At 65.1% G+C, this 20,902-nt stretch carries 17 protein-coding genes; 13 read left to right on the top strand and 4 right to left on the bottom strand.

Features of this window, described 5'->3' with window-relative positions:
- Nucleotides 1–226 precede the first annotated feature (226 nt).
- The 9 genes from DCO45_RS14895 to DCO45_RS14855 all read left to right on the top strand — a co-directional run bounded on the left by DCO45_RS14895 (nucleotide 227) and on the right by DCO45_RS14855 (nucleotide 10,309).
- Complete coding sequence (locus DCO45_RS14895; protein ID WP_116926544.1) at nucleotides 227–946, top strand: DUF4197 domain-containing protein; 720 nt, start codon at nucleotides 227–229, stop codon at nucleotides 944–946.
- 3 nt (nucleotides 947–949) lie between these two features.
- A complete protein-coding gene (locus tag DCO45_RS14890) occupies nucleotides 950–1,354 on the top strand; it encodes a YchJ family metal-binding protein (RefSeq protein ID WP_116926543.1) in 405 nt (134 codons plus the stop codon).
- A gap of 30 nt (nucleotides 1,355–1,384) precedes the next feature.
- Nucleotides 1,385–2,080 (top strand): HAD family phosphatase, encoded by a 696-nt coding sequence (locus DCO45_RS14885; protein WP_116926542.1) that lies wholly within the window; start codon nucleotides 1,385–1,387, stop codon nucleotides 2,078–2,080.
- Between the two features lie 100 nt (nucleotides 2,081–2,180).
- Nucleotides 2,181–3,815, top strand: a complete 1,635-nt coding sequence (locus tag DCO45_RS14880) for a GMC family oxidoreductase N-terminal domain-containing protein (protein ID WP_116926541.1) — start codon at nucleotides 2,181–2,183, stop codon at nucleotides 3,813–3,815.
- Between the two features lie 141 nt (nucleotides 3,816–3,956).
- Nucleotides 3,957–5,150, top strand: a complete 1,194-nt coding sequence (locus DCO45_RS14875) for an ABC transporter substrate-binding protein (RefSeq protein ID WP_116926540.1) — start codon at nucleotides 3,957–3,959, stop codon at nucleotides 5,148–5,150.
- A gap of 81 nt (nucleotides 5,151–5,231) precedes the next feature.
- The gene (locus tag DCO45_RS14870) at nucleotides 5,232–6,152 is read left to right on the top strand and encodes a branched-chain amino acid ABC transporter permease (RefSeq protein WP_116926539.1); all 921 of its coding nucleotides are present in this window, start codon (nucleotides 5,232–5,234) and stop codon (nucleotides 6,150–6,152) included.
- Nucleotides 6,152–7,972, top strand: a complete 1,821-nt coding sequence (locus tag DCO45_RS14865) for a branched-chain amino acid ABC transporter ATP-binding protein/permease (RefSeq protein WP_116926538.1) — start codon at nucleotides 6,152–6,154, stop codon at nucleotides 7,970–7,972. The genes DCO45_RS14870 and DCO45_RS14865 overlap by 1 nt, the downstream gene beginning before the upstream one ends.
- Nucleotides 7,965–8,696, top strand: coding sequence for an ABC transporter ATP-binding protein (locus tag DCO45_RS14860; protein ID WP_116926537.1), 732 nt, complete (start codon nucleotides 7,965–7,967; stop codon nucleotides 8,694–8,696). Before DCO45_RS14865 ends, DCO45_RS14860 begins: the two co-directional genes overlap by 8 nt.
- Entirely contained in the window at nucleotides 8,693–10,309 is a 1,617-nt protein-coding gene (locus DCO45_RS14855) for a GMC family oxidoreductase N-terminal domain-containing protein (protein ID WP_116926536.1), read from the top strand. The genes DCO45_RS14860 and DCO45_RS14855 overlap by 4 nt, the downstream gene beginning before the upstream one ends.
- A 43-nt stretch (nucleotides 10,310–10,352) precedes the next feature.
- On the opposite strand, the gene DCO45_RS14850 is transcribed toward DCO45_RS14855, so the two are convergent.
- From DCO45_RS14850 to DCO45_RS14840, 3 genes are all read right to left on the bottom strand, one after another.
- Entirely contained in the window at nucleotides 10,353–11,981 is a 1,629-nt protein-coding gene (locus tag DCO45_RS14850) for an AMP-binding protein (RefSeq protein ID WP_116926535.1), read from the bottom strand.
- 22 nt (nucleotides 11,982–12,003) lie between these two features.
- A complete protein-coding gene (locus DCO45_RS14845) occupies nucleotides 12,004–12,684 on the bottom strand; it encodes a glutathione S-transferase (RefSeq protein ID WP_116926534.1) in 681 nt (226 codons plus the stop codon).
- Nucleotides 12,685–12,802: 118 nt separating this feature from the next.
- Complete coding sequence (locus tag DCO45_RS14840; protein WP_230770387.1) at nucleotides 12,803–13,846, bottom strand: AraC family transcriptional regulator; 1,044 nt, start codon at nucleotides 13,844–13,846, stop codon at nucleotides 12,803–12,805.
- 152 nt (nucleotides 13,847–13,998) lie between these two features.
- Between DCO45_RS14840 and DCO45_RS14835 the strand changes: the two genes are divergently transcribed.
- Nucleotides 13,999–15,711, top strand: coding sequence for an AMP-binding protein (locus DCO45_RS14835; protein ID WP_116926533.1), 1,713 nt, complete (start codon nucleotides 13,999–14,001; stop codon nucleotides 15,709–15,711).
- A 39-nt stretch (nucleotides 15,712–15,750) separates the two neighbouring features.
- On the opposite strand, the gene DCO45_RS14830 is transcribed toward DCO45_RS14835, so the two are convergent.
- Nucleotides 15,751–17,478 carry a Na+/H+ antiporter gene (locus DCO45_RS14830; RefSeq protein WP_116926532.1) on the bottom strand — a complete coding sequence of 576 codons (1,728 nt, stop codon included), beginning with the start codon at nucleotides 17,476–17,478 and terminating at the stop codon, nucleotides 15,751–15,753.
- Nucleotides 17,479–17,560: 82 nt separating this feature from the next.
- On the opposite strand from DCO45_RS14830, the gene DCO45_RS14825 reads away from it, so the two are divergent.
- The 3 genes from DCO45_RS14825 (at nucleotide 17,561) to DCO45_RS14815 (ending at nucleotide 20,852) form a co-directional block, all read left to right on the top strand.
- Nucleotides 17,561–19,168, top strand: a complete 1,608-nt coding sequence (locus DCO45_RS14825) for a carboxyl transferase domain-containing protein (RefSeq protein WP_116926531.1) — start codon at nucleotides 17,561–17,563, stop codon at nucleotides 19,166–19,168.
- 23 nt (nucleotides 19,169–19,191) lie between these two features.
- Nucleotides 19,192–19,980: an enoyl-CoA hydratase/isomerase family protein gene (locus DCO45_RS14820; protein ID WP_116926530.1), complete on the top strand. Its 789-nt coding sequence runs from the start codon at nucleotides 19,192–19,194 to the stop codon at nucleotides 19,978–19,980.
- Between the two features lie 92 nt (nucleotides 19,981–20,072).
- Nucleotides 20,073–20,852, top strand: a complete 780-nt coding sequence (locus DCO45_RS14815) for a DUF4126 domain-containing protein (RefSeq protein ID WP_116926529.1) — start codon at nucleotides 20,073–20,075, stop codon at nucleotides 20,850–20,852.
- Nucleotides 20,853–20,902 lie beyond the last annotated feature (50 nt).

The following is a 20,902-nucleotide window of genomic DNA, read 5'->3' as shown; positions in this document are numbered from 1 at the left end:
CCGATGATAGTGCGGATTCCCGTGTGAAAGTAGGTCATCGTCAGGCTTTTATACTGATCAACCCCTCTGCTCTTCCCGAGTAGAGGGGTTTTTCTTTTGCGCAGCCAATACTGACCCCTCGAGCTGACTATCTTTTGCGATTGCGCGCAGCGCCGGCAAGCACCCCTGGCGCACGGCTGAATGCCGGTGTTTGGCACAATAGCGGTTTGTGTTTTCAAGGACTGCCATGACCGAGCAAAGCTGTCTGCGCCAGGCGCAGCGCCGCCGTCTGCTGCATTTATTGGCGCTGCTGGGCGGCGCCGGCGCGGTGTCTCCGGCTTTGGCGCTCTCGCTGGCCGATCTGAGCAATACCGATGCCAGCCAGGGCATCAAGGCCGCATTGACCCAGGGCGCGCAGGTGGCAGTGTCCCAGCTGGGCCAAAGCGGGGGCTTTTTCAACAACCCCCAGCTGCGCATTCCGCTGCCGGGCTATATGGGTGAGGCGGCCAAGATGATGCGCCGCTTTGGCCAGGGCCGCTATGTGGATGAGGTGGAGCAGGGCATCAACCGCGCGGCCGAGCTGGCTGTGCCGATGGGCAAGGATGTGCTGCTGGATGCAGTGCAGCGCATGACCCTCGATGATGCCAAACGCATTCTGAGTGGTGGGGACCATTCGGTGACCACTTTCTTTATGGAAAAAACACGCCAGCCATTGACGCAGCGCTTTTTGCCCGTAGTGACCCAGGCGACCGGCCAGGTCGGTGTGGTGCAGCAGTACAACCAGCTGGTGGGCAAGGCATCGAGCTTTGGGGTGTCCAGCGATGCGCTCGACCTGAACCAGTATGTGACCGGCAAGACCTTGGAGGGCCTCTACGCCGTGATTGGCGAGCAAGAGCGCGCGATTCGCCAGAACCCGCTGGGCAGCGCCAATGCGGCCGTGCGCAAGGTCTTTGGAGCGCTGCGCTAAGCCATGGCGAAGAACCCTCCATCGCCCGCGCAGCCCACCTGCCCTTGTGAATCCGGTGCTGCCTACAGCGCCTGTTGTGGCCGCTTTATTGCCGATTTTGAGCGCATGCCAGCACCGGACGCTGAGCATCTGATGCGATCGCGTTACAGCGCCTTTGTGCGGGAGGAGCGTGCCTACCTGCTGGCCACCTGGCATGCCTCGACCCGCCCATCGCAGCTCGATTTTGAACCGCAGTGCCGCTGGCTGGGCTTGCAGGTCAAGGCCTTTGACCCGGTCGACGACAACCACGCCGAGGTGGAGTTTGTCGCCCGCTACAAGCTGCAAGGCCGCGCGGTGCGCCTGCATGAGCGCAGCCGCTTTGTGCAGGTGCAAGGCCGCTGGTTTTATCTGGATGGTGACCAATTTTGATCGCCACCTGTCATTTTTTAGGATCCCAAAATGAACCCCAATGCAGGCTTCGAGGCCATGCTGTTTGATTGCGATGGTGTGTTGGTGGACAGCGAAGTCATCACCAACCGGGTGCTGTGCACGATGCTCAATGAAGCGGGCTGGGTGCTGTCGTCCGAGGATTGCCTGCAGCTGTTCATCGGCAAGATGGTGCGCAGCCAGAAGGACTTGATCGAGGCGAACACCGGCAAGCCGCTGACTGATGCCTGGATGGAAGAGTTCTATGCGCGCCGCAATGTGGCGCTGGAGCAGGATGTCAAAGCCATCGACGGCGCGGTGGAGGCCATCAAGGCCCTGCATGCGCAGTTCAACGGGCAGATTGCCTGCGCCTCGGGGGCCGACCGCAAGAAGATCGTGATGCAGCTGCGCATTGCCGGCTTGCTGCCCTATTTTGAAGGGCGCATTTTCAGCGGCCATGAGATGCCGCGTACCAAGCCTTTCCCTGATGTCTACCTGGCCGCGGCTGCCGCGCTGGGCGCCGATCCGCAGCGCTGCCTGGTGATCGAAGACAGTGTGACCGGCACCCAGGCAGGTGTGGCGGCCGGCGCTACCGTGTGGGCCTACCACCCGCCAGCGCATGCGGTCTGCTCGCAGGCCGATCTGGCGGCAGCCGGTGCCAGCCAGTTCTTTGAACATATGGCCGAGCTGCCCCAGCGCGTGGCCCGCGAATCGGCCGTCGCTGTCTGAGCTTTAAGATCCGCCCCAGACGCAGAGGCGGACACTGACGCGACAGGCCGGATGCCAGGCTGCACCTAGACTTTTCGTCTGCTTGCCACCTGGAGCTGTTATGGGGCCTGTGCATGAATGGGATGCGGCGTTTGACTTCATCATTGTCGGTGCCGGCATGGCTGGCTGCATCCTCGCCAACCGCCTGAGCGCATCAGGCCGCTTCCAGGTGTGTCTGCTGGAGGCTGGTCCACCCGATCACCACCCCTACATCCACATCCCCGCCGGCTTTATCAAGGTTGGCTACAACCCGCGCTACACCTGGCCTTTCAAGACTGCGCCCGACGCCGCCACCATGGGCCGCCAGGTGGTCGCGCAGCTAGGCCGCACCCTGGGCGGCTCCAGTGCCGTCAACGGTTTCAACTATGTGCGCGGCCAGGCCCAGGACTATGACGACTGGGCCGCCCAGGGCGCCACCGGCTGGTCCTATGACGAGGTGCTGCCGTACTTCAAGCGCTCCGAGCAGCGCCTGGCCATCTGCGATGTGAACTACCGGGGGCTGGAAGGCGAGTTGCCGATCACCGACTGCGACTGGCGCCACCCGCTGTGCGACGCCTTTATCGCCGGTGCCGCCAGCCAGGGCATTCCCTCAGGCAAGGACTACAACGCGGGCAAGCAGGAGGGCGCTGGCTATTACCAGCGCTGGATCCACCGGGGCTGGCGGGTCAGTGCCGCCAAGGCCTTTTTGCGCCCAGCCAAGGGGCGCGCCAATCTGCGGGTGATTGCCCATGCGCAGGTCAGCCGCCTGGTGATGGAGGGCGCGCGCGTTACCGGTGTGGAATACGCGGCCGAACCGGGTGGCCCTGTGCGGCGCCTGCAGGCCAGCCGCGAGGTGGTGGTGGCAGCCGGTGCCATCAATTCGCCCACGTTGCTCAACCTGTCGGGCCTGGGTGATGCGCAGCGCCTGCAGGACCTGGGCATTGCGGTGCAGCAGCACTTGCCGGGCGTGGGCCAGGGCTTGCAGGACCATATGATGCTGCGCTCCATCGTGCGGGTGCAGAACGCGCCGACCTTGAACACCACCGCCCGGGGCTGGCGGCTCTGGGGCCAGGTGGCGCGCTGGCTGGCTGGTAAACCCAGCATTCTGGCCATCAGCCCTTCGGTGGCCTATGCGTTTTCATCGGCGCAAGCGCCAGGCGGCCGGGCCGATTTTCAGTTCCATTTCTCACCGGGCAGCTATGCCTCCGGCATTGCCGGCCAGCTCGATGATTTCCCCGGCATGACCCTGGGCTTTTACCAGCTGCGGCCGCAAAGCCGGGGCCATGTGCGCCTGGCCTCGGCCCATGCCTGGGACAGCCCGGTGATCCAGCCGCACTACCTGCACGATGAGGCCGACCAGCGCCTGGTCGTCGAAGGCCTGCGCCAGGCCCGGCGCCTGCTGCACAGTGCCGCCTTGGCGCACTATGTGGCCAGCGATGAGGCGCCGTCCGGCCAGTTGCAATCGGACGAGGAACTGCTGCAGTTTGCCCGTGAGCGGGGCAGCACGGCCTGGCACTTCATGGGTACCTGCCGCATGGGCGCAGCCGGCGATGGGCAGTCCGTGGTCGACTCCCAACTGCGCGTGCATGGCATGGCCGGTTTGCGGGTGGCCGATGCGTCGGTGATGCCGGCCATGCCCTCAGGCAACACCGGCGCGCCGACGATGATGATTGCCGAAAAGGCCGCCGATTTGCTGCTGGCCGAGCACTGCCACTAAGGGGTTGTAGTTACGAACTCTTACCTAGGAGAAACCCAGAAGAGCGTTTGCGGCATCCGCCGCTATATTGAACAAGACAAGGGCCTCGTGCGTGCGGTGGAGGCTGACCAAGAGATTTGACAACAAAGCAAGGAGACAAACATGAACAAGCTCGTCTATCGTTTGACGAAGGCTGCGGCGCTGGTGGCCAGCACTTTGGCATTTTCGGCCCAGGCCCAGGACATCAAGATCGGCTACACCGCCGACCAATCGGCCAGCGGCGTGGCCGAGCTGGGCATCTCCGGCCGCTGGGGCTTTGAAGCCGCTATCGAGGACATCAACAAAGCCGGCGGCATCATGGGCCGCAAGCTGGTCGGGGTGGTGCGCGATGACCAGGGCACGCCGCCCAAGGCCATCCAGACCGTGCAGGAGCTGATCGACAGCGAAAAGGTCAGCGGCATCGTGGGCCCGGCCAACTCTGGCAATGCGCTGGCCTGGCTGCATATTCCGCAGCAAAAGAAGGTGCCGGTCATCGTGCCGATTGGCACCGCCACCGAGATCACCACGCGCTACGCCAAGGAGCCGCAGAACTACCTCTACCGCATCTCGATGGTGGACCGCGAGCAGGTCGCGCTGCTGGGCGCCTATGCCGTCAAGGCCTCGAAGGACAAGAAGATCGCCATCCTGGCCGATTCCACCGGCTACGGCCAGGGCGGCATCAAGGATGCGACCGAGATTCTGGCCTTGCACGGCATCAAGCCAGTGGCCGTCGAGAAGTACGGCCCCAAAGACACCGACATGACCTCGCAGCTCAACAAGATCAAGGCGGCAGGAGCTGACACCGTGATCATCTATGGCATTGCCGACGGCGCGGCCCAGGTGCTGCGCAGCATGGAGAAGATCAACTACATGCCCGTCACCTTGGGCACCTGGGGCAACCTGAGCTCTTTGCTGCCCAAGATGGCAGGCACCAAGCTGGCCGAGCACCTGATCATGGCGGCTTCGACGACCGAAGACACCTCGGCCAAGACCAAGGCCCTGGGCCAGCGCGTGCGTGTGAACTTCCCGACCCTGACCACCTTCCCCTGCGCCGCCCAGGCCTATGACTCGGTGATGCTGCTGGCCGCTGCGATGAAGCAGGCCAACAGCACCGATGGCGAGAAGGTCGCTGCTGCGCTGGAGAACCTGAACAGCACCGAAGGCGTGATCAAGACCTATGACAAGCCCTTTAGCAAGACCAACCACGAAGGCCTGAGCGTGGGCGACTTCTACCTCGCCCGCTGGAAGGGCAGCGACGTGGTGCGCTTTGAAGACAGTGTCTACAAGTCGCTCACGCCAGCGGATCTGAAGAAGTAAGGCATCGACTCGTCAGGCCTGCGCCCGCCCCATGCGGCGCGCAGGCCTGGTTTTTTTAGCGGCAATGTGTCTGGGGTGCGTATGCTGGATTCGATACTGCAGGCGGTCTTTAGCGGGCTGGCCTTGGGAAGTATTTATGCCTTGGTGGCGGTGGGTTTCAACATCACCTTCAACACCACCAAGACCTTGAATTTTGGCCAGGGCGAGTTCCTGGTCGCGGGCGCGTTTGTCGCGGTCTCGGCGCTGCTGCTGCTCGCCGGCAAGAACATCACCGACAGCCTGCTGCCCGCCGATGTCAGCCTGTGGCGCTATGTGCTCAGCCTGGTGGGCACGATGGCCGTCCTGGCGCTGCTGGGCCTGCTGCTCTATTACGCCGCCGTGCGGCCCTTTGTGGGGCGCGGCGGCATGGCCTGGGTGATGAGCACCATCGGCTTTGGCATCATCATCCAGAACACGGCGCTGGCCATCTGGGGCCCGGCGCCGCTGGTCATGCCCTCGCCGCTGGGCAGCGAGGTGCTGCGCATCGGCAATGCCGGTGTGCTGCCCCAAGAGGTGCTGGTGCTGGTCTGCAGCGTGGCCGTGCTGCTCGCGCTCGATTATGTGATGCGCCACACCCGCATCGGCAAGGCCGTGCGCGCGGTGGCGCAAAGCGGCAGTGCAGCCACCCTGATGGGCATCAATGTGACAGCCATCGTCGTGCTGGCCTTTGTCATCAGCTCCAGCCTGGCGGGCCTGGCCGGTTTGCTGATTGCGCCCATCACGACGGCATCGGTATTCATGGGCATGACCTTGGCGCTCAAAGCCTTCTCCTCGGCCATTCTGGGCGGTCTGACCAGCCCACGCGGCTGCATGCTGGGCGGCTTTGTGCTGGGCCTGATTGAGGCCCTGGTTGGCCTGTGGCAGGCGGAGATGCGCGAGATCAGCATCTTCTTGCTGATCATCGTGGTGCTGGTGGTGCGGCCCCAGGGCCTCTTGGGCCAGAAGATCGTGGAGAAAGTCTGATGAACAGCGAGATCAAGCACTACGGCTGGCTGGCCCTGGTGGCGGCGCTGGTGGCCGCCATCCCGCTGATGACCAGCAACGACTTCTACCTGCGCATCGTCTTTCTGATCGGGGTCAACTACATCGCCGCCTCGGGGCTGAATGTGCTGGTGAACTACACCGGCCAGAAATCACTGGGCCATGCCGGCCTGTTTGCCGTGGGCGCCTATGCGGTGGCCCTGCTCACCACCCGCTGGGGCTGGAACCCCTGGGCCGCCTTTGCAATGGCCGGTGTGCTGGCCGGGCTGTTTGGCGTGGTGATTGCGCTGCCGGCGCTGCGCGTCAAAGGGCCGGCGCTGGCGATGGTCACCATCGGCTTTGGCATCGTCGTCGAGAAGGTGGTCTCGGAATGGCAGGATGTATTTGCCGGCCAGCAGGGCATCTATGGCGTGGTGCCCTTGAAGCTGGGCGACCAGATGTTTGCCTCCTCGCACTGGGTCTGGTTTGTGCTGGCTCTGTGCGTGGTGCTGCATGTCATGTTCCGCCACCTGCTGGCGGGGCGTTTTGGCCGCGCCTTCATGGCCGTGAACACCGCCGAGGTGGCGGCCGAGAGCGTGGGCGTCAGCGTCTACAAGTTCAAGGTGCTGGCCTTTGTCATCAGTGCCTTCACCTGCGGCATTGCCGGCGCGCTGATCACGCAGCAGAACCAGTACATCAACTCGGACTTCATCACTTTCAATCTGTCGGTCTTCTTCCTGCTGGTGGTGCTGTTTGGTGGCAATTCCGTCTACGGGCCGCTGCTGGGCGCCGTGGTGTTGACCCTGCTCGATTCGCTGTTGTCGCGCTGGCCGGGTGTGCAGCATTTCACCTATGGTGCGCTGCTGCTGTTTGCGCTGTACGCCATGCCCAATGGCCTGGCCGGCACATTGCGCAGCCTGGCGCGCAAATACGCACCGGGCCTGCTGCCCACGCCGCAGCTGCCGCAGGATCTGCCGGCCTGGCAGCTCAAGTCGGCCGCGCCGCTGGCCAGCACCGGCGCAGAAGGTTTGCTGGACGGTCGCGGCATCTACAAGGCTTACGGCGGCGTGGTGCCGACCAATGAGGTCGATCTATGCATCAAGCCCGGCCATGTGCATTCGCTGATCGGGCCCAATGGTGCGGGCAAGACCACCTTGCTCAATATTCTGTCGGGCATTGTGGTGCCCGAGCGCGGCTCCATCCAGTTTGCGGGCCAGAGCATTGTCGGTGTGTCGCCCAACCGGATTGCCCGCATGGGCCTGGGCCGTACCTTCCAGAACCTGCGGCTGTTCAGTGACATGACCGTGCTCGACAACGTCAAGGTCGGCTTGCATGCGCATATCCAGGCCGGGTTCTTTGCCAGCCTGATAGGGGTGGGCAAGGCCCGGCGCGCTGAGCTCGCTGCGCGGGATGAGGCGCTGCAGATCCTTGACCGCCTGCAGCTGCGTGACAAGGCGCTGCATACCGCCGGCAGCCTGCCCTATGGCCTGCAGCGCCGGCTGGAGCTGGCCCGCGCGCTGGCCACCCATCCGCGTTTGCTGCTGCTCGATGAGCCGGCCGCCGGCCTCAACCCGCAGGAGACGCAGGAGCTGATCCAGGTGATTGCACGCATCCGCGATCTGGGCATTACCGTGCTGCTGATCGAGCACCACATGGACCTGGTGATGGCTGTGTCCGACCACGTGATCGTGCTCGACTACGGCCAGAAGATTGCCGAGGGCACACCCCAGCAGGTGCAAAGCAACCCGCGCGTGATTGCCGCCTACCTGGGCAGCGACGATGAAACCGAGGACAACGCGATGAACGGAGGCCCCCATGCCTGAGCAAACACCATTGCTGCGTGTCGAGGCGCTGGAGCTGCACTACGGTGCCGTGCAGGCGCTCAAGGGGGTGTCGCTGCAGGTGCATGCCGGTGAGGTGGTCACCATCATCGGTGGCAATGGCGCAGGCAAGAGCACCCTGATGAAGGCCATCTCGGGCCTGGAGCCCACAGCGGCGGGCCGCATCGAGTTTCTGGGCCAGGACATCACCCGCATGCCCGGCCACCTGCGTGTGCCCTTTGGCATTGCCCAGTCGCCCGAAGGGCGCCAGGTGTTTGCCGACCAGAGCGTGCATGACAACCTGCTGCTGGGCGCCTACCACCGCAAGGATGGGTCCGCCTCGATTGCCGCCGATGTGGAGCAGCAGTTCAACACTTTCCCGCGGCTGCGGGAGCGCCGCGCGCAGATGGCCGGCACCATGTCGGGCGGCGAGCAGCAGATGCTGGCGATTGCGCGTGCGCTGATGTCGCGGCCCAAGCTGCTGCTGCTCGATGAGCCCTCGCTGGGCCTGGCGCCGCTGATCGTCAAGGAGATCTTTGCGATCGTGCGCCAGCTCAAGGCGCAGGGGGTGACCATCTTGCTGGTCGAGCAGATGGCCAACCAGGCGCTGGCGGTAGCTGACCGCGCCTATGTGCTGGAGACGGGCCACTTCACCCTGCAGGGCGCCGCGGCCGATCTGCGCCGCGACCCCAAGGTGCGTGCCGCGTACCTGGGAGCCCATGCATGAGCGCGCCGGCAGCCGACCATTTTGACTATGTGGTGGTCGGCAGCGGCGCGGCCGGCGCCATCGTCGCCGCCCGCTTGGGCGAGGATCCTGCGCTGCGCATCTGCGTGCTCGAAGCCGGCCCGCCCGACCACCGGCCCTACCTCAAGCTGCCGGCCGGCTTTATCAAGGTGATCTTCAATCCGGCGGTGGCCTGGCAGTTCAGCTCCGAGCCGACGGAGCGCACGGGAGGGCGGCGCATTCCGCTGCCCCAGGGCAAGACCTTGGGCGGCTCCACCTCCATCAACGGTCTGGTCTACAACCGGGGCCAGCGCGAGGATTTCGATGGCTGGGCGGCGCAGGGCAATGCGGGGTGGTCCTATGACGAGGTGCTGCCGTACTTCCAGCGCAGCGAGCATTTTGTCGATGGCGGCGATCCGGCACTGCGCGGCCACAACGGCCCGCTCAAGGTCAGCCTGCCGCACTGGCCGCACCCGATTTGCGAGGCCTTCCTGGAGGGCGCTGCCGAGCAGGGCCTCGCGCGCAACCCGGACTACAACGGCGCCTACCAGCAAGGCGTGGGCTATTTCCAGCGCAGCATCCACAACGGCTGGCGCATGAGCACGGCGGGCTGCTTTCTGCGCCCAGCGATGCGGCGCCGCAACCTGGATGTGCGGACCGGCGCGCAGGCGCTGCGCATTATGGTCGAGGACGGCCGCGCCTGTGGTGTGGAATACCTGCAAGATGGCGTGCGGCGCCAAGTGAGGGCGCGGCGCGAGGTGGTCGTCAGCGCCGGCGCCATCAACACGCCGAAGCTGCTGCAGCTGTCGGGCATTGGCGATGGCGAGCGGCTGCGCGCGCTGGGCATTGCCACCCAGGTGCATTTGCCGGGCGTGGGTCAGCACCTCAAGGACCATTTCTCGGTGCGGCTGGTCGCGTCGGTCAAGAACGCCACCACGATCAACGAGCTGGCGCGTGTGCCACGCCTCTGGGGCCAGGCCTGGCAATGGCTGCGCGGCAAGCCCAATATTCTGCAGCTCAGCCCGTCCGTCGTGCACTGGTTCGCAGCCTCGCAGCCAGGGCTCGCGCGGCCCGATCTGCAAGGTGTGTTCTCCCCGGCCAGCTACCGCGAAGGCTATGTGGGCCAGCTCGATGTGTTCCCAGGCATGACCTGCGGCGTCTGGCAGCACCGGCCGCAGAGCATGGGCACGGTGCAGTTGGCCTCAAGCGATCCGCTGGCCGACCCGGTCGTGCAGCCGCGCTATCTGGACGACGAGGGCGACCGCCAGACCTTGATCCGAGGTGTGCGCCAGGCCCGGGCCTTGCTGCAGAGCCAGGCGCTCGCGCCCTACCGGGTGGACGAGGTCATGCCCGGGCCGCAGGTGCAGTCCGATGACGAGATCCTGGACTTTATCTACCGCTACGGTGTCTCGTCCTACCACCTCAACGGCACGGCGCGCATGGGGCCCCGCCCCGAGGCAGGTGCCGTCGTCGATGCCCAGCTGCGCGTGCATGGGCTGCAGGGGCTGCGGGTGATCGATGCCTCGGTGATGCCCGAGATCACCTCGGCCAACACCTGCGCGGCCACGATGATGATTGGCGAGAAGGGCGCCGACCTGCTGCGCCGCGCGGGCTAGGCAGCCGGCCCGCCTTCCAGCACTAGCAGCGGGCCGAGCGCCATTAGCGCTTTTTGTGCGCCCGCATGTCCAGCACCTGGGGCAGGCTGCGCACATCCTGGCCTGCCGCCAAGATCCGGTGCTTCTGGATCTTTTGCGTGCCGGTGGTGGGGATCTCATCGGTGAACCACCACCAGCCGGGCACCTTGTAGTAGGCCATCTCTTGCTGGCAGAACGCAAACAGCTCCTGGCAGATGGCGGTGCCGGGCGCCACGCCGTCCGTCAGCACAATGCTGGCCAGCACCTCCTCTTCGCGGATGTCATCGGGCGCGGCCAGCACGGCCACCTGGTGCACCTTGGGGTGGGACAGCAGCACGGCTTCCACCTCGGCCGCGGCAATGTTCTCGCCGGAGCGGCGGATGATGTTCTTGCGCCGGTCCATGAAGTGCAGCAGGCCATCGGGGTCCTGCAGCACCACATCCCCGGTGTGGAACCAGCCGCCTTCCCAGGCCTTGGCGGTGGCCTCGGGGTTGTCCAGGTACTCGCTGAAAAAATGCTTGCGCGGGGTCTCGGCCGAGTAGCGCACCAGCATCTCGCCAGGCGTGCCGGGCGGCACCGGCTGGCCGCTCTCATCGGCCACCAGTACCTCGAGCCCCGGCGCACCACGGCCAAAGGAGCGTGTGCCTACCTGGCGGTCGTCGCCATGGTCAGAGATGGTGCGCACCACCTCGGTCATGCCCCACAGCTCGATCAGCGGAAAGCCAAAGCGCTGCTCGAAGGCGGCATGCAGCTGCGGCTCCACCCCTGCGCCATAGCCAAAGCGCACGCAGTGCTGCTTTTCCCAGTCGGACGGCGGCTGCTTGAGCAAGAGCGGAATGATCACGCCCAGGTAGTGGACGATGGTGGCGCGGCTGCTGGCAACCTCTTCCCACCAGCGGCTGGGCTGAAAGCGGTCGGTCTGGACCTGGCAGCCGCCGGTGAGCAGCAGGCAGTAGAACGACAGGATGGATGCGTTGACATGGAACAGCGGCAGCGGGTTGAACAGGCGCTCGCGGCCTTCCTGGATCGACACATGGCCGGGGTGGGATGCATACCACTTGCCAGCGGCCAGTTCATAGGCATGCGAGAGCACACAGCCCTTGGGCTGGCCGGTGGTGCCCGAGGTGTAGAGGATGCTTGCTGGCGTGTCGGCGCTCAGGCTGCCCGAGGGCTGCGAGCGGGCCGGCGGCAGCGTGATCGCACTGCCATCTTGTGGATCGGTGCAGACCAGGGCCGGCTGGTTGCGCGTGTCCTGCAGGGACTGCTGCAGTGCCTCCAGCCGCTCGGGCAGGCAGACGACCAGGTCCAGCTGTGCATGGTCGATCAGGTAGTTCAGCTCGCGGCGCTTGTAGTCGGGGTTGATGGGCACACAGCAGATGCCCAGGCTGTTCATCGCCAGCTTGTGCCAGAGGTGCTCGGGCCGGCTTTCCAGAAACAGCCCCACGCGGTGGCCCACGCCATAGCCCGCGGCCTGGTAGCGGGCCTGCAGCCGCGCGATATGGGCGCCGGCCTGCGTGTAGCTGAACTCGCAGCCCTCGGGCAGGTAGCTGCGCTTGGGATTGGCCGGCACCGCCAGCAGGCTGTGCTCGGGGTAGCGCGCAATGGCGGCCTGCAAGGCCTGGCCGATGGTGGTGTGGTCGGTGATGGCGATCATGTCGGAGGACTTCAAAGCAGGGTCAGGGCCGGATCAAGGGCGACGGAATGGGGTCGATCTGCTGGTCCAGCGCGGCCTGCTTTTCGACCTCCAGGCTGCGCAGAAAGGCGGCGCGCTGCTGCAGGTGCATCCAGTAGTGCTGGGTGGCCGGCCCCCATTGCGAGGACATGCCCAGGTAGTCCGACAGCATCAGCGCATAGCCCACGGCCACATCGGCCGCGGTAAAACGGCCTGCGCAGAGGTAGGGCAGTTCGGCTGGCATGGCCTGGGCGGCGGTCTCCAGCGCGCGCAGCCGGCCCAGAAACCAGCGCGCATAGTCTTCTGCGACCTGGGGCTGGCGCCGCACGGCAGGCTCAAAGAACTGGTAGCGCAGCACCAGGGTCTGCGGAAAGGTCAAGGTCGTATCGGACATGTACAGCCAGTTCAGGTAGCTGCCATAGGCGGGGTCGCTGGGCTGCACGTCCAGGCGCTGCGCCGGGTCGCGGCTGGCCAGGTACTGGCAGATGGCGGACGACTCGGTCATGCGCGTGTCGCCGTCGATCAGCAAGGGCACGGTGCCCAGGGGGTTGAGTGCCAGGTAGTGCTTGGCCAGTGCGCGGGGCGGAAAGGGCAGCATCTGCAGCTGGTAGGGCAGGCCAAGCTCTTCCAGCATCCATAGCGCGCGGAACGAGCGCGCGCTCACACAGTGGTACAGCTCGATCACGGCAAGTCTCCATCCGATGTTGTGCCGCCATCTTGGCACGAATGGATGTACGTGGCTGCCCTGCAGGTGTCAGCCAGGTTGCAAATCGGGCCGGTCTCAGGCCAGCATCGGCTGCGCCTCAGGCCGGCGGCCGGGTGCTCTTGCGGTATTCGGCCGGGGACATGCCCATCCAGGTGCGAAAGGCCCGGATAAAGCTCTTGTCGTTGCTGAAGCCTGCCAACTGCGCGATCTGCTTGATGGGCCGGTTGCTGCGGTGCAGCAGAGTCAGCGAGCGTTCGCGCCGCACCTCGTCCTTCAGGGCCTGCAGCGATGCGCCCTCGTCCTTGAGCTGGCGGTGCAGGGTGCGCAGTGACAGGTGCAGCTTGGCCGAGAGGCTGTCGGCGCTGTGCATCGCCGAGGGATCGGCCGCCAGCAGCTGGCGCACGCGCTGCACCATCAGCCGGTCGCGCCGGTAGGGGCGCACGGTCAGCGGCAGCGCGCGCTGCAGCATGCGCTGCAAGGCCGCCTCATCGCGGGCAATCGGCAAGGCTAGATAACGCGCATCAAACTGCATGCGCGTGACCGGCGCGCCAAACTGCACATCGCCGGGGAAGAGCAGCGCATACACATCGGCATGGGCGGGGGCCTCGAACGGAAAACTCACCTTGAACAGCGGCAGCGACGAGTCGACAAACCAGCTCGACAGCCCATGCATATTGCGCAGCATGGACACGAGGCAAAACTCGCGCAGCTCGCCCAGGCCCGTGTGCTCGATGATCTCGACCGTGGCCGTCTCGCCCTGCACCTGCAGGCTGAGCGCCAGGTCATCGGTGAGCAGGCCGTGGTGGCGGCACCAGCGCTTGAGCGCCACCCCCAGGTTGGGGCTGGTGAGCGAGGCGCGTGCCAGCATGCCATAGCTGCCCCAGGGCAGGCGCCGGCTGAACCAGCCCAGCGCCTCGTCATCCAGCTCCTGCATCGCCGCATCCGAGAGCGTTTCAAACTGCAGTGCGGTGATGCCGGGGCCGTCCTTTTCAACCGCCAAGGGATCGATTTGCGCCAACTGCAGCGCTCGGTCCGCACTCAGCCCCCGGTGCTGGTAGGCCCGCGCGATGGCCCGGACAAAGGCCATGGGCGTAACGGCGGGATGGTGCACGACGGCAGAGGAGGGCAGCGGTTTGGGCATGGAGGGTGGGGTTTAAAAAGCGCCAAGCATGGCCATTGTACTGGCGACATTTGCAACCATCCTGCCATCATTTGCGCGGCACGCTCGCGTATCCTGAAAGACAAGGAACAGGGCCGCCGACCCGGCTGGTTGGGCGGCGGACAGGAGACACCATGAGCGAGACCAGATTGACCAGCAGCTATGCACGGGGCGCCAGCGAGCCGCGCCTGCTCAACAAGACCATCGGCCAGCAGCTGAGCGAGACAGCAGCGCGCTTTGGCGCGCGCCATGCGCTCATCAGCCGCCACCAGGGCCTGCGCCTCACTTACCAGCAACTGCTGGAGCAATCGCAGCAACTGGCCAGCGCCTTGCTGCGCGCCGGCATTGCCAAGGGTGACCGGGTGGGGATCTGGTCGCACAACAATGTGGAATGGGTGCTGCTGCAGCTGGCCACCGCCCATGTCGGCATCATCCTCGTCAACATCAACCCGGCCTACCGCACCTCCGAGCTGGCCTATGCGCTCAACAAGGTGCAGTGCAAGGCGCTGTTTGTGATGGAGCGCTTCAAGACCAGCGATTACCTGGGTATGGTGCGCGCGCTGGCGCCTGAGCTGGAGACGCAAGCCAGCGCTGCGCTGCAGATTGAGGCCTTGCCCGATTTGCGCCTGGTGGTCTGGATCGATGTCGCAGGCCAGGGCCAGGAGCAGGCAGGCATGCAGCGCTTCTCGCGCTTTATCGCCAGCGGTGATGCGGCCGACCCGCAGGTCGCGCAGATAGGGGCCAGCTTGACGCCCTACGACCCGATCAATATCCAGTTCACCAGTGGCACCACAGGCTTTCCCAAGGGCGCCACCTTGACCCACCGCAATATCGTCAACAACGGCTATTTCATTGGCGAGGCGATGCGGCTCTCGGAAGAAGACCGGCTCTGCATTCCCGTGCCGCTCTACCACTGCTTTGGCATGGTGCTGGGCAATATGGCCTGCATGACGCATGGCGCGGCCATGGTCTACCCCAATGACGGCTTTGATGCGCTGACGGTGCTGGAGACGGTGCAGGCCGAGCGCTGCACCGGCCTGCATGGCGTGCCCACGATGTTCATTGCCGAGCTGGACCACCCACGTTTTGCCGAGTTCGACCTGTCGAGCCTGCGCACCGGCATCATGGCTGGCTCGCCCTGCCCGATCGAGGTGATGAAGCGCGTGGTCAGCCAGATGCATCTGTCCGAGATCACCATTGCCTACGGCATGACCGAGACCAGTCCGGTCAGCTGCCAAAGCTCGACCGACACGCCGCTGGACAAGCGCGTCTCCACCGTCGGCAAGGTGCATCCGCACCTGGAGGTCAAGATCGTCAGCCCCGAGACCGGCGAGACCGTGGCCCCCGGCCAATCGGGTGAGCTCTGCACGCGCGGTTATTCGGTCATGCATGGCTACTGGGGCGACGAGGCCAAGACGCGCGAGGCCATCGATGGCGATGGCTGGATGCACACCGGCGACCTGGCCACGATGGATGAAGAAGGCTATGTGAACATTGTCGGCCGCATCAAGGACATGGTGATCCGGGGCGGCGAGAACATCTACCCGCGCGAGATCGAGGAGTTTCTCTACACCCACCCGCAGGTGCAGGATGTGCAGGTGGTGGGCGTGCCCGACAGCCGCTTTGGCGAGGAGCTCTGTGCCTGGGTCATCGTCAAGGCCGGCCAAAGCCTGGATGCCGAGGCGCTGCGCAGCTACTGCAAGGGCCGGGTGGCCCATTACAAGGTGCCGCGCTACATCGAGTTTGTCGAGGCCTTCCCGATGACGGTGACCGGCAAGATCCAGAAGTTCAAGATCCGCGAGGCGATGATCGAATCGCTGAAGCTGGATGTGAGCAAGACGGCCTGAACCGCGCAGAGCGCCGCCATGCAGCACCCGCCTGAACGATCAATGCCCTTCCAGCTTGGCAGCTTGCTTGGCGGCGGCGCGGCGGGCCACTTCCAGGCGCTTGCGCAAGGTGATCTCGCTCAGGTCCAGCTCCTGGACCAGGCTGCGCAGCGATTCGTCGTTGATGCGGTTGTTGTGCCGCTCGGCGTAGATGGTGTGGCGCTCGACCTTGATGCAGTTGAGCCGCATCTCCAGCTCGGCCACATAGCGCAGGCGGCGCTCCTGCACCGCGTCGGGCGTGGCCAGGTCCTGCACCTCGGCGGTTTCGGGCGTGCGCTCCTCGTCCAGCAGGTCGATACGGTTGCGGTACTCGCGCGCAATCCGGCCTTCGATTTCATGCTGCTGGGCCTGCCATTCGGTGGGCTGCTGGGCGGCATCGTCGTCGCTCATCGCCAGGCTGTTGATCGCAGCGCGGCAGGCTGCAATGCGCGCCTGGCGCTCTTCGCGCACCGATTCGGGCTCGCTCACCGCCTGCACGCGGCGCAGCACCAGCGGCAGGCCGATGCTGCCGATCACCAGGGTGAACAAGATGGTGCCGGTGGCCAGAAAGATCAGCATGTCGCGTGCTGGAAACGGCTGGCCGTTGTTCAAGAGCAGCGGCACGGACAGCGCACCGGCCAAGGTGACCGCGCCTCGTATGCCCGCCAAGGTCGTGGCCAGGTTCAGCCACAGGTCGGGTTTTTTGACCAGCTTGCCGGCCTGGTGGGCCTTGTGCAGGCTGCGGCTGACGCCCAGCATCAGCCAGATCCAGCGCAGCGCCAAAAGTGCGATCGAGATGATGGCCACATAGCCCACCAGAATCCACCAGTCATGGCCGGCATCGCGCAAGGTTACGCCAATGATCGAGGGCAACTGCAGGCCCAGCAGCAGGAAGATCGCGCCGTTGAAGGCCGATTCCACCATCGCCCAGGTACCGGCGGTTTGCATGCGCTCGGAGATGTAGTCGGCGCGGTTCAGGTCGCCAAAATTCGTGGCCACGCCCGCGGCCACGGCGGCCAGAATGCCCGAGACACCAATCTTTTCGCCCAGCAGGTAGGCTGCAAAGGGCAGCAGCACCAAGAGCAGCACCATCTGCGTGGCGGCCACATCGCCCAGGCGGCGGGTGACGGTATCGCGCAGGTAGCTGAAACCCCAGCCCACCGCAGCGCCCACGCCCAGGCCACCCAGCGCAATCCACAGAAATTCCTGCGTGACCTGGGTCCAGGAGAACACACCGGTCAAGGTGGCGGCGATGGCAAATTTCAGCGCCACCAGGCCCGAGGCATCATTGAGCAGCGATTCGCCTTCGAGCACATGCATGGTGTGGGCCGGCATGCCCAGGTTGCGGGTGATGGCCGAGACGGCCACCGCATCGGTGGGCGATATCACGGCGGCCAGCGCAAAGGCCACGGTCAGCGGGATCTCCGGGATCATCCAGTGGATCAGGTAGCCCAGGCCAATCACGGTAAAAAGCACCAGGCCAAAGGCCAGCCGCAAAATAGGGCGGTACAGCGCAAAGAACTCGCGCTTGGGAATGCGCCAGCCGTCGGCAAACAGCAGCGGCGGAATGAACAGCAGCATGAACAGGCCGGGGTCGAAATCGATATGCAGGCCTTTTTGTGGCCAGGACAGCGCCGCGCCCAGCATGATCTGGATCAGCGGCAGCGGTATGGCCCGGATGTAGCGCGCAATGATGCCGGTGACGGCACCGATCATCAGGACGAGCAGGACGGTTTCGACGGTGTGCATGGTGCGGATTCGTTTGGCAGCAGACTATTTTTAAAGAAAACGCGTTTCTGAACGGAACGCTAGAACATTGAAGAGGACAAGCATGAGCAAACTCGCAACCCAGCTGAATGCCCGGTCGGCAGATTTTCAGACCAATGCGCAAGCCATGCGCAGCATTGTGGAGGACCTGCGCGCCCAGTCTGCCAAGGTGGCGCAAGGCGGTGGTGAAGCCGCCCGTGCCAAGCACCTGGGCCGGGGCAAGCTGCTGCCGCGTGACCGCGTGCAGATGCTGCTGGACCCGGGCACGCCCTTTTTGGAGCTGGCACCGCTGGCTGCGCTGAACATGTACAACAACGATGCACCCGGTGCGGGCCTGATCGCCGGCGTGGGCCGCGTCAGTGGGGTGGACTGCATGATCGTGTGCAATGATGCCACGGTCAAAGGCGGCACCTACTACCCGATGACGGTAAAAAAACATTTGCGCGCCCAGGAAGTGGCAGCGCAAAACCGACTGCCCTGCATTTACCTGGTTGATTCGGGCGGCGCCAACCTGCCCAACCAGGACGAGGTCTTCCCCGACCGCGAGCACTTTGGCCGCATCTTCTACAACCAGGCCAATATGTCGGCCCAGGGCATTGCGCAGATCGCCGTGGTCATGGGTTCCTGCACCGCTGGCGGCGCCTATGTGCCGGCGATGAGCGACGAGTCCATCATCGTGAAGAACCAGGGCACGATCTTTTTGGGTGGCCCACCGCTGGTGAAGGCTGCGACCGGCGAGGTGGTGAGTGCCGAAGACCTGGGCGGCGGCGATGTGCACACGCGTCTGTCGGGCGTGGCCGACCACCTGGCTGACAACGACACCCATGCACTGGCCCTGGCGCGCAAGGCCGTGAGCCACCTGAACAAGGCCAAGCAGCCCCATGCCGCCGACAAGGCGCCGCAGGCACCGGCCTACCCGGCCGATGAGCTGTATGGCGTGATCCCGGTCGATACGCGCAAGCCCTTTGATGTGCGCGAAATCATCGCCCGCATTGTCGATGGCAGCGATTTTGACGAGTTCAAGGCCCGTTTTGGCGCGACCCTGGTCTGCGGCTTTGCCCGGGTCGAGGGCATGGAGGTGGGCATCATCGCCAACAACGGCATTCTGTTCAGCGAGTCGGCTGTCAAGGGCGCGCACTTCATCGAGCTGTGCTGCCAGCGTAAGATCCCGCTGGTCTTTTTGCAGAACATCACCGGCTTCATGGTCGGCCGCAAGTACGAGAACGAGGGCATTGCCCGCCACGGCGCCAAGCTGGTGACGGCGGTGGCGACGGCCAGCGTGCCCAAGTTCACCATCATCATCGGCGGCAGCTTTGGCGCCGGCAACTACGGCATGTGTGGCCGCGCCTACAGCCCACGCTTTTTGTGGATGTGGCCGAACGCGCGCATCAGCGTGATGGGCGGCGAGCAGGCGGCCAGCGTGCTGGCCACGGTCAAGCGCGATGGCATCGAAGGCCGGGGCGGCGCCTGGACGGCGGAGGAGGAGGAGGCCTTTAAGGCGCCCATCCGCCAGCAGTACGAGGACCAGGGCCACCCTTACTACGCCTCGGCACGGCTGTGGGATGACGGCGTCATCGACCCGGCCGATACCCGCCGCGTGCTGGCGCTGGGCCTGGCGGCCACGCGCAATGCACCGATCGAAGATACCAATTTTGGCGTCTTCCGCATGTAAGGCTCTGAGACAGAGAGGACACCATGAAAAGTACATTTCTGACCGTCGAAGCCGCTGGACCGGTGGCCACCATCACCCTGACCCAGCCCGATGTGCGCAATGCCTTCAGCGATGAGGTGATTGCCGACATCACCCGCGCCTTCAGCTGGGTGGGTGCGCAGGCCCAGGTCCGCGCCGTGGTGCTGGCCGCCGAAGGCCCGGCCTTCTGCGCTGGCGCCAACCTGAACTGGATGCGCGCGATGGCCGATTACACCCGCGAGGAAAACCTGGTCGACGCGGGCAAGCTCGCCGAGATGCTGCGCGTCATTTACACCTGCCCCAAGCCGACGATTGCGCGGGTGCAGGGCGATGTCTACGCCGGTGGCATGGGCCTGGTGGCCTGCTGCGACATGGCGGTGGCGGCCAGCCACGCCGGTTTTTGCCTCAGCGAGGTGAAGATCGGCCTGATCCCGGCCACGATCAGCCCCTATGTGATCCGCGCGATGGGCCCGCGTGCGGCGCACCGCTACTTTCTGACCGGTGAGCGCTTTGACGCCGCCGAAGCGTTACGCACCGGCTTTGTGCACCAGGTGGTGGAGGCTGAGGCGCTGGACAGCGCCGTGGACGGCCTGCTGAAGCACCTGCTGAGCGCCAGCCCGGCCGCGGTACAGGCCTGCAAAAAGCTGGTGCTCGATGTGGCCGGCCGTGAGGTGGACGAAGCGCTGATCGCCGAGACCGTGGCCGGCATCGCCGATATCCGCGCCAGCGCCGAAGGCAAGGAAGGCGTGCAGGCCTTCTTGAACAAACGCAAACCCAGCTGGCTGGGAGGCTGATGCAGCCCTAAAGCGGCCTTGGATGGCAGACAGCAAGCGGGCATTGGCGCTATAAACAGCGCGTTTGCTGACTGGCACTGAGGAGCACCACCATGGATATCTGGAACACCATCGTCAACTGGCTGCACGGCATGGGCCTGCATCTGGACAAGGACACCGCACACACGGTGGGGCAGGCGGCCGACCAGGTCGGCCAGGTGGCCGGCCAGATGGGCCAGGCCATGGCGCAGTGGGACTGGGGCCAGCTGATGGCGCTGGCAGCTGCGCTCGGTTGGGCCAGTGGCTTTCGGCTGTATGCGGTGGTGTTTGTGACGGGCATGCTGGGCGCCACCGGCGTGCTGCAGCTGCCCGGTGGGCTGACGGTGCTGCAGCAGCCGGTGATCCTGTTCATCAGTGGCGCGCTGCTGTTTGTCGAGTTCTTTGCCGACAAGATCCCCGGCGTGGATTCGGTCTGGGATGTGGTGCAAAGCGTGGTGCGGGTGCCAGCGGGTGCGGCCTTGGCGGCCAGCGTGTTTGGCACCGACAACGCGACGATGGCGACAGCGGCGGCCCTGATGGGCGGCACCTTGGCGCTGAGCAGCCAGGTGGCCAAGACCACGACGCGCGCGGCCATCAACACCAGCCCGGAGCCGTTCTCCAACTGGGGCGCGAGCCTGGTCGAAGACGGGGTCTCGATAGGTGCGGTGTGGCTGGCCATCCACCACCCGCTGGTGTTTGCGCTGGCGCTGGCCGTGGTGCTGGTGCTGATGTGGGTGATGACCTGGGTGTTGTGGAAGTTTTTGCGGGCCGTGGTGCGCCGGATTCGCCGGTGGCTGGGCCATGAAGAGCCGGTGGCCTTGGCCGCCACGGGCGCGGATCACCAACGATATTGACCGGGGGCTTGCGAAGGCGGGCTGGGGTCAGGGAAGAAGACTGAGGAGAT

It is taken from the genome of Comamonas sp. JNW, assembly GCF_003105075.1.
GTDB classification, from domain to species: domain Bacteria; phylum Pseudomonadota; class Gammaproteobacteria; order Burkholderiales; family Burkholderiaceae_C; genus Comamonas; species Comamonas squillarum.
Note: the sequence above shows the minus strand (reverse complement) of the source record. Positions and strands in the feature narration are given on the sequence as shown.

Bases quoted from the DNA above. Each gene is read 5' to 3' on its own strand.
- DCO45_RS14825 (WP_116926531.1), top strand. From the start codon at position 17,561: ATGAGCAAACTCGCAACCCAGCTGAATGCCCGGTCGGCAGATTTTCAG.
- DCO45_RS14855 (WP_116926536.1), top strand. From the start codon at position 8,693: ATGAGCGCGCCGGCAGCCGACCATTTTGACTATGTGGTGGTCGGCAGC.
- DCO45_RS14860 (WP_116926537.1), top strand. From the start codon at position 7,965: ATGCCTGAGCAAACACCATTGCTGCGTGTCGAGGCGCTGGAGCTGCAC.
- DCO45_RS14830 (WP_116926532.1), bottom strand. From the start codon at position 17,478: ATGCACACCGTCGAAACCGTCCTGCTCGTCCTGATGATCGGTGCCGTC.
- DCO45_RS14865 (WP_116926538.1), top strand. From the start codon at position 6,152: ATGAACAGCGAGATCAAGCACTACGGCTGGCTGGCCCTGGTGGCGGCG.
- DCO45_RS14880 (WP_116926541.1), top strand. From the start codon at position 2,181: ATGGGGCCTGTGCATGAATGGGATGCGGCGTTTGACTTCATCATTGTC.
- DCO45_RS14895 (WP_116926544.1), top strand. From the start codon at position 227: ATGACCGAGCAAAGCTGTCTGCGCCAGGCGCAGCGCCGCCGTCTGCTG.
- DCO45_RS14840 (WP_230770387.1), bottom strand. From the start codon at position 13,846: ATGCCCAAACCGCTGCCCTCCTCTGCCGTCGTGCACCATCCCGCCGTT.
- DCO45_RS14820 (WP_116926530.1), top strand. From the start codon at position 19,192: ATGAAAAGTACATTTCTGACCGTCGAAGCCGCTGGACCGGTGGCCACC.
- DCO45_RS14875 (WP_116926540.1), top strand. From the start codon at position 3,957: ATGAACAAGCTCGTCTATCGTTTGACGAAGGCTGCGGCGCTGGTGGCC.
- DCO45_RS14890 (WP_116926543.1), top strand. From the start codon at position 950: ATGGCGAAGAACCCTCCATCGCCCGCGCAGCCCACCTGCCCTTGTGAA.
- DCO45_RS14815 (WP_116926529.1), top strand. From the start codon at position 20,073: ATGGATATCTGGAACACCATCGTCAACTGGCTGCACGGCATGGGCCTG.
- DCO45_RS14870 (WP_116926539.1), top strand. From the start codon at position 5,232: ATGCTGGATTCGATACTGCAGGCGGTCTTTAGCGGGCTGGCCTTGGGA.
- DCO45_RS14885 (WP_116926542.1), top strand. From the start codon at position 1,385: ATGAACCCCAATGCAGGCTTCGAGGCCATGCTGTTTGATTGCGATGGT.
- DCO45_RS14850 (WP_116926535.1), bottom strand. From the start codon at position 11,981: ATGATCGCCATCACCGACCACACCACCATCGGCCAGGCCTTGCAGGCC.
- DCO45_RS14835 (WP_116926533.1), top strand. From the start codon at position 13,999: ATGAGCGAGACCAGATTGACCAGCAGCTATGCACGGGGCGCCAGCGAG.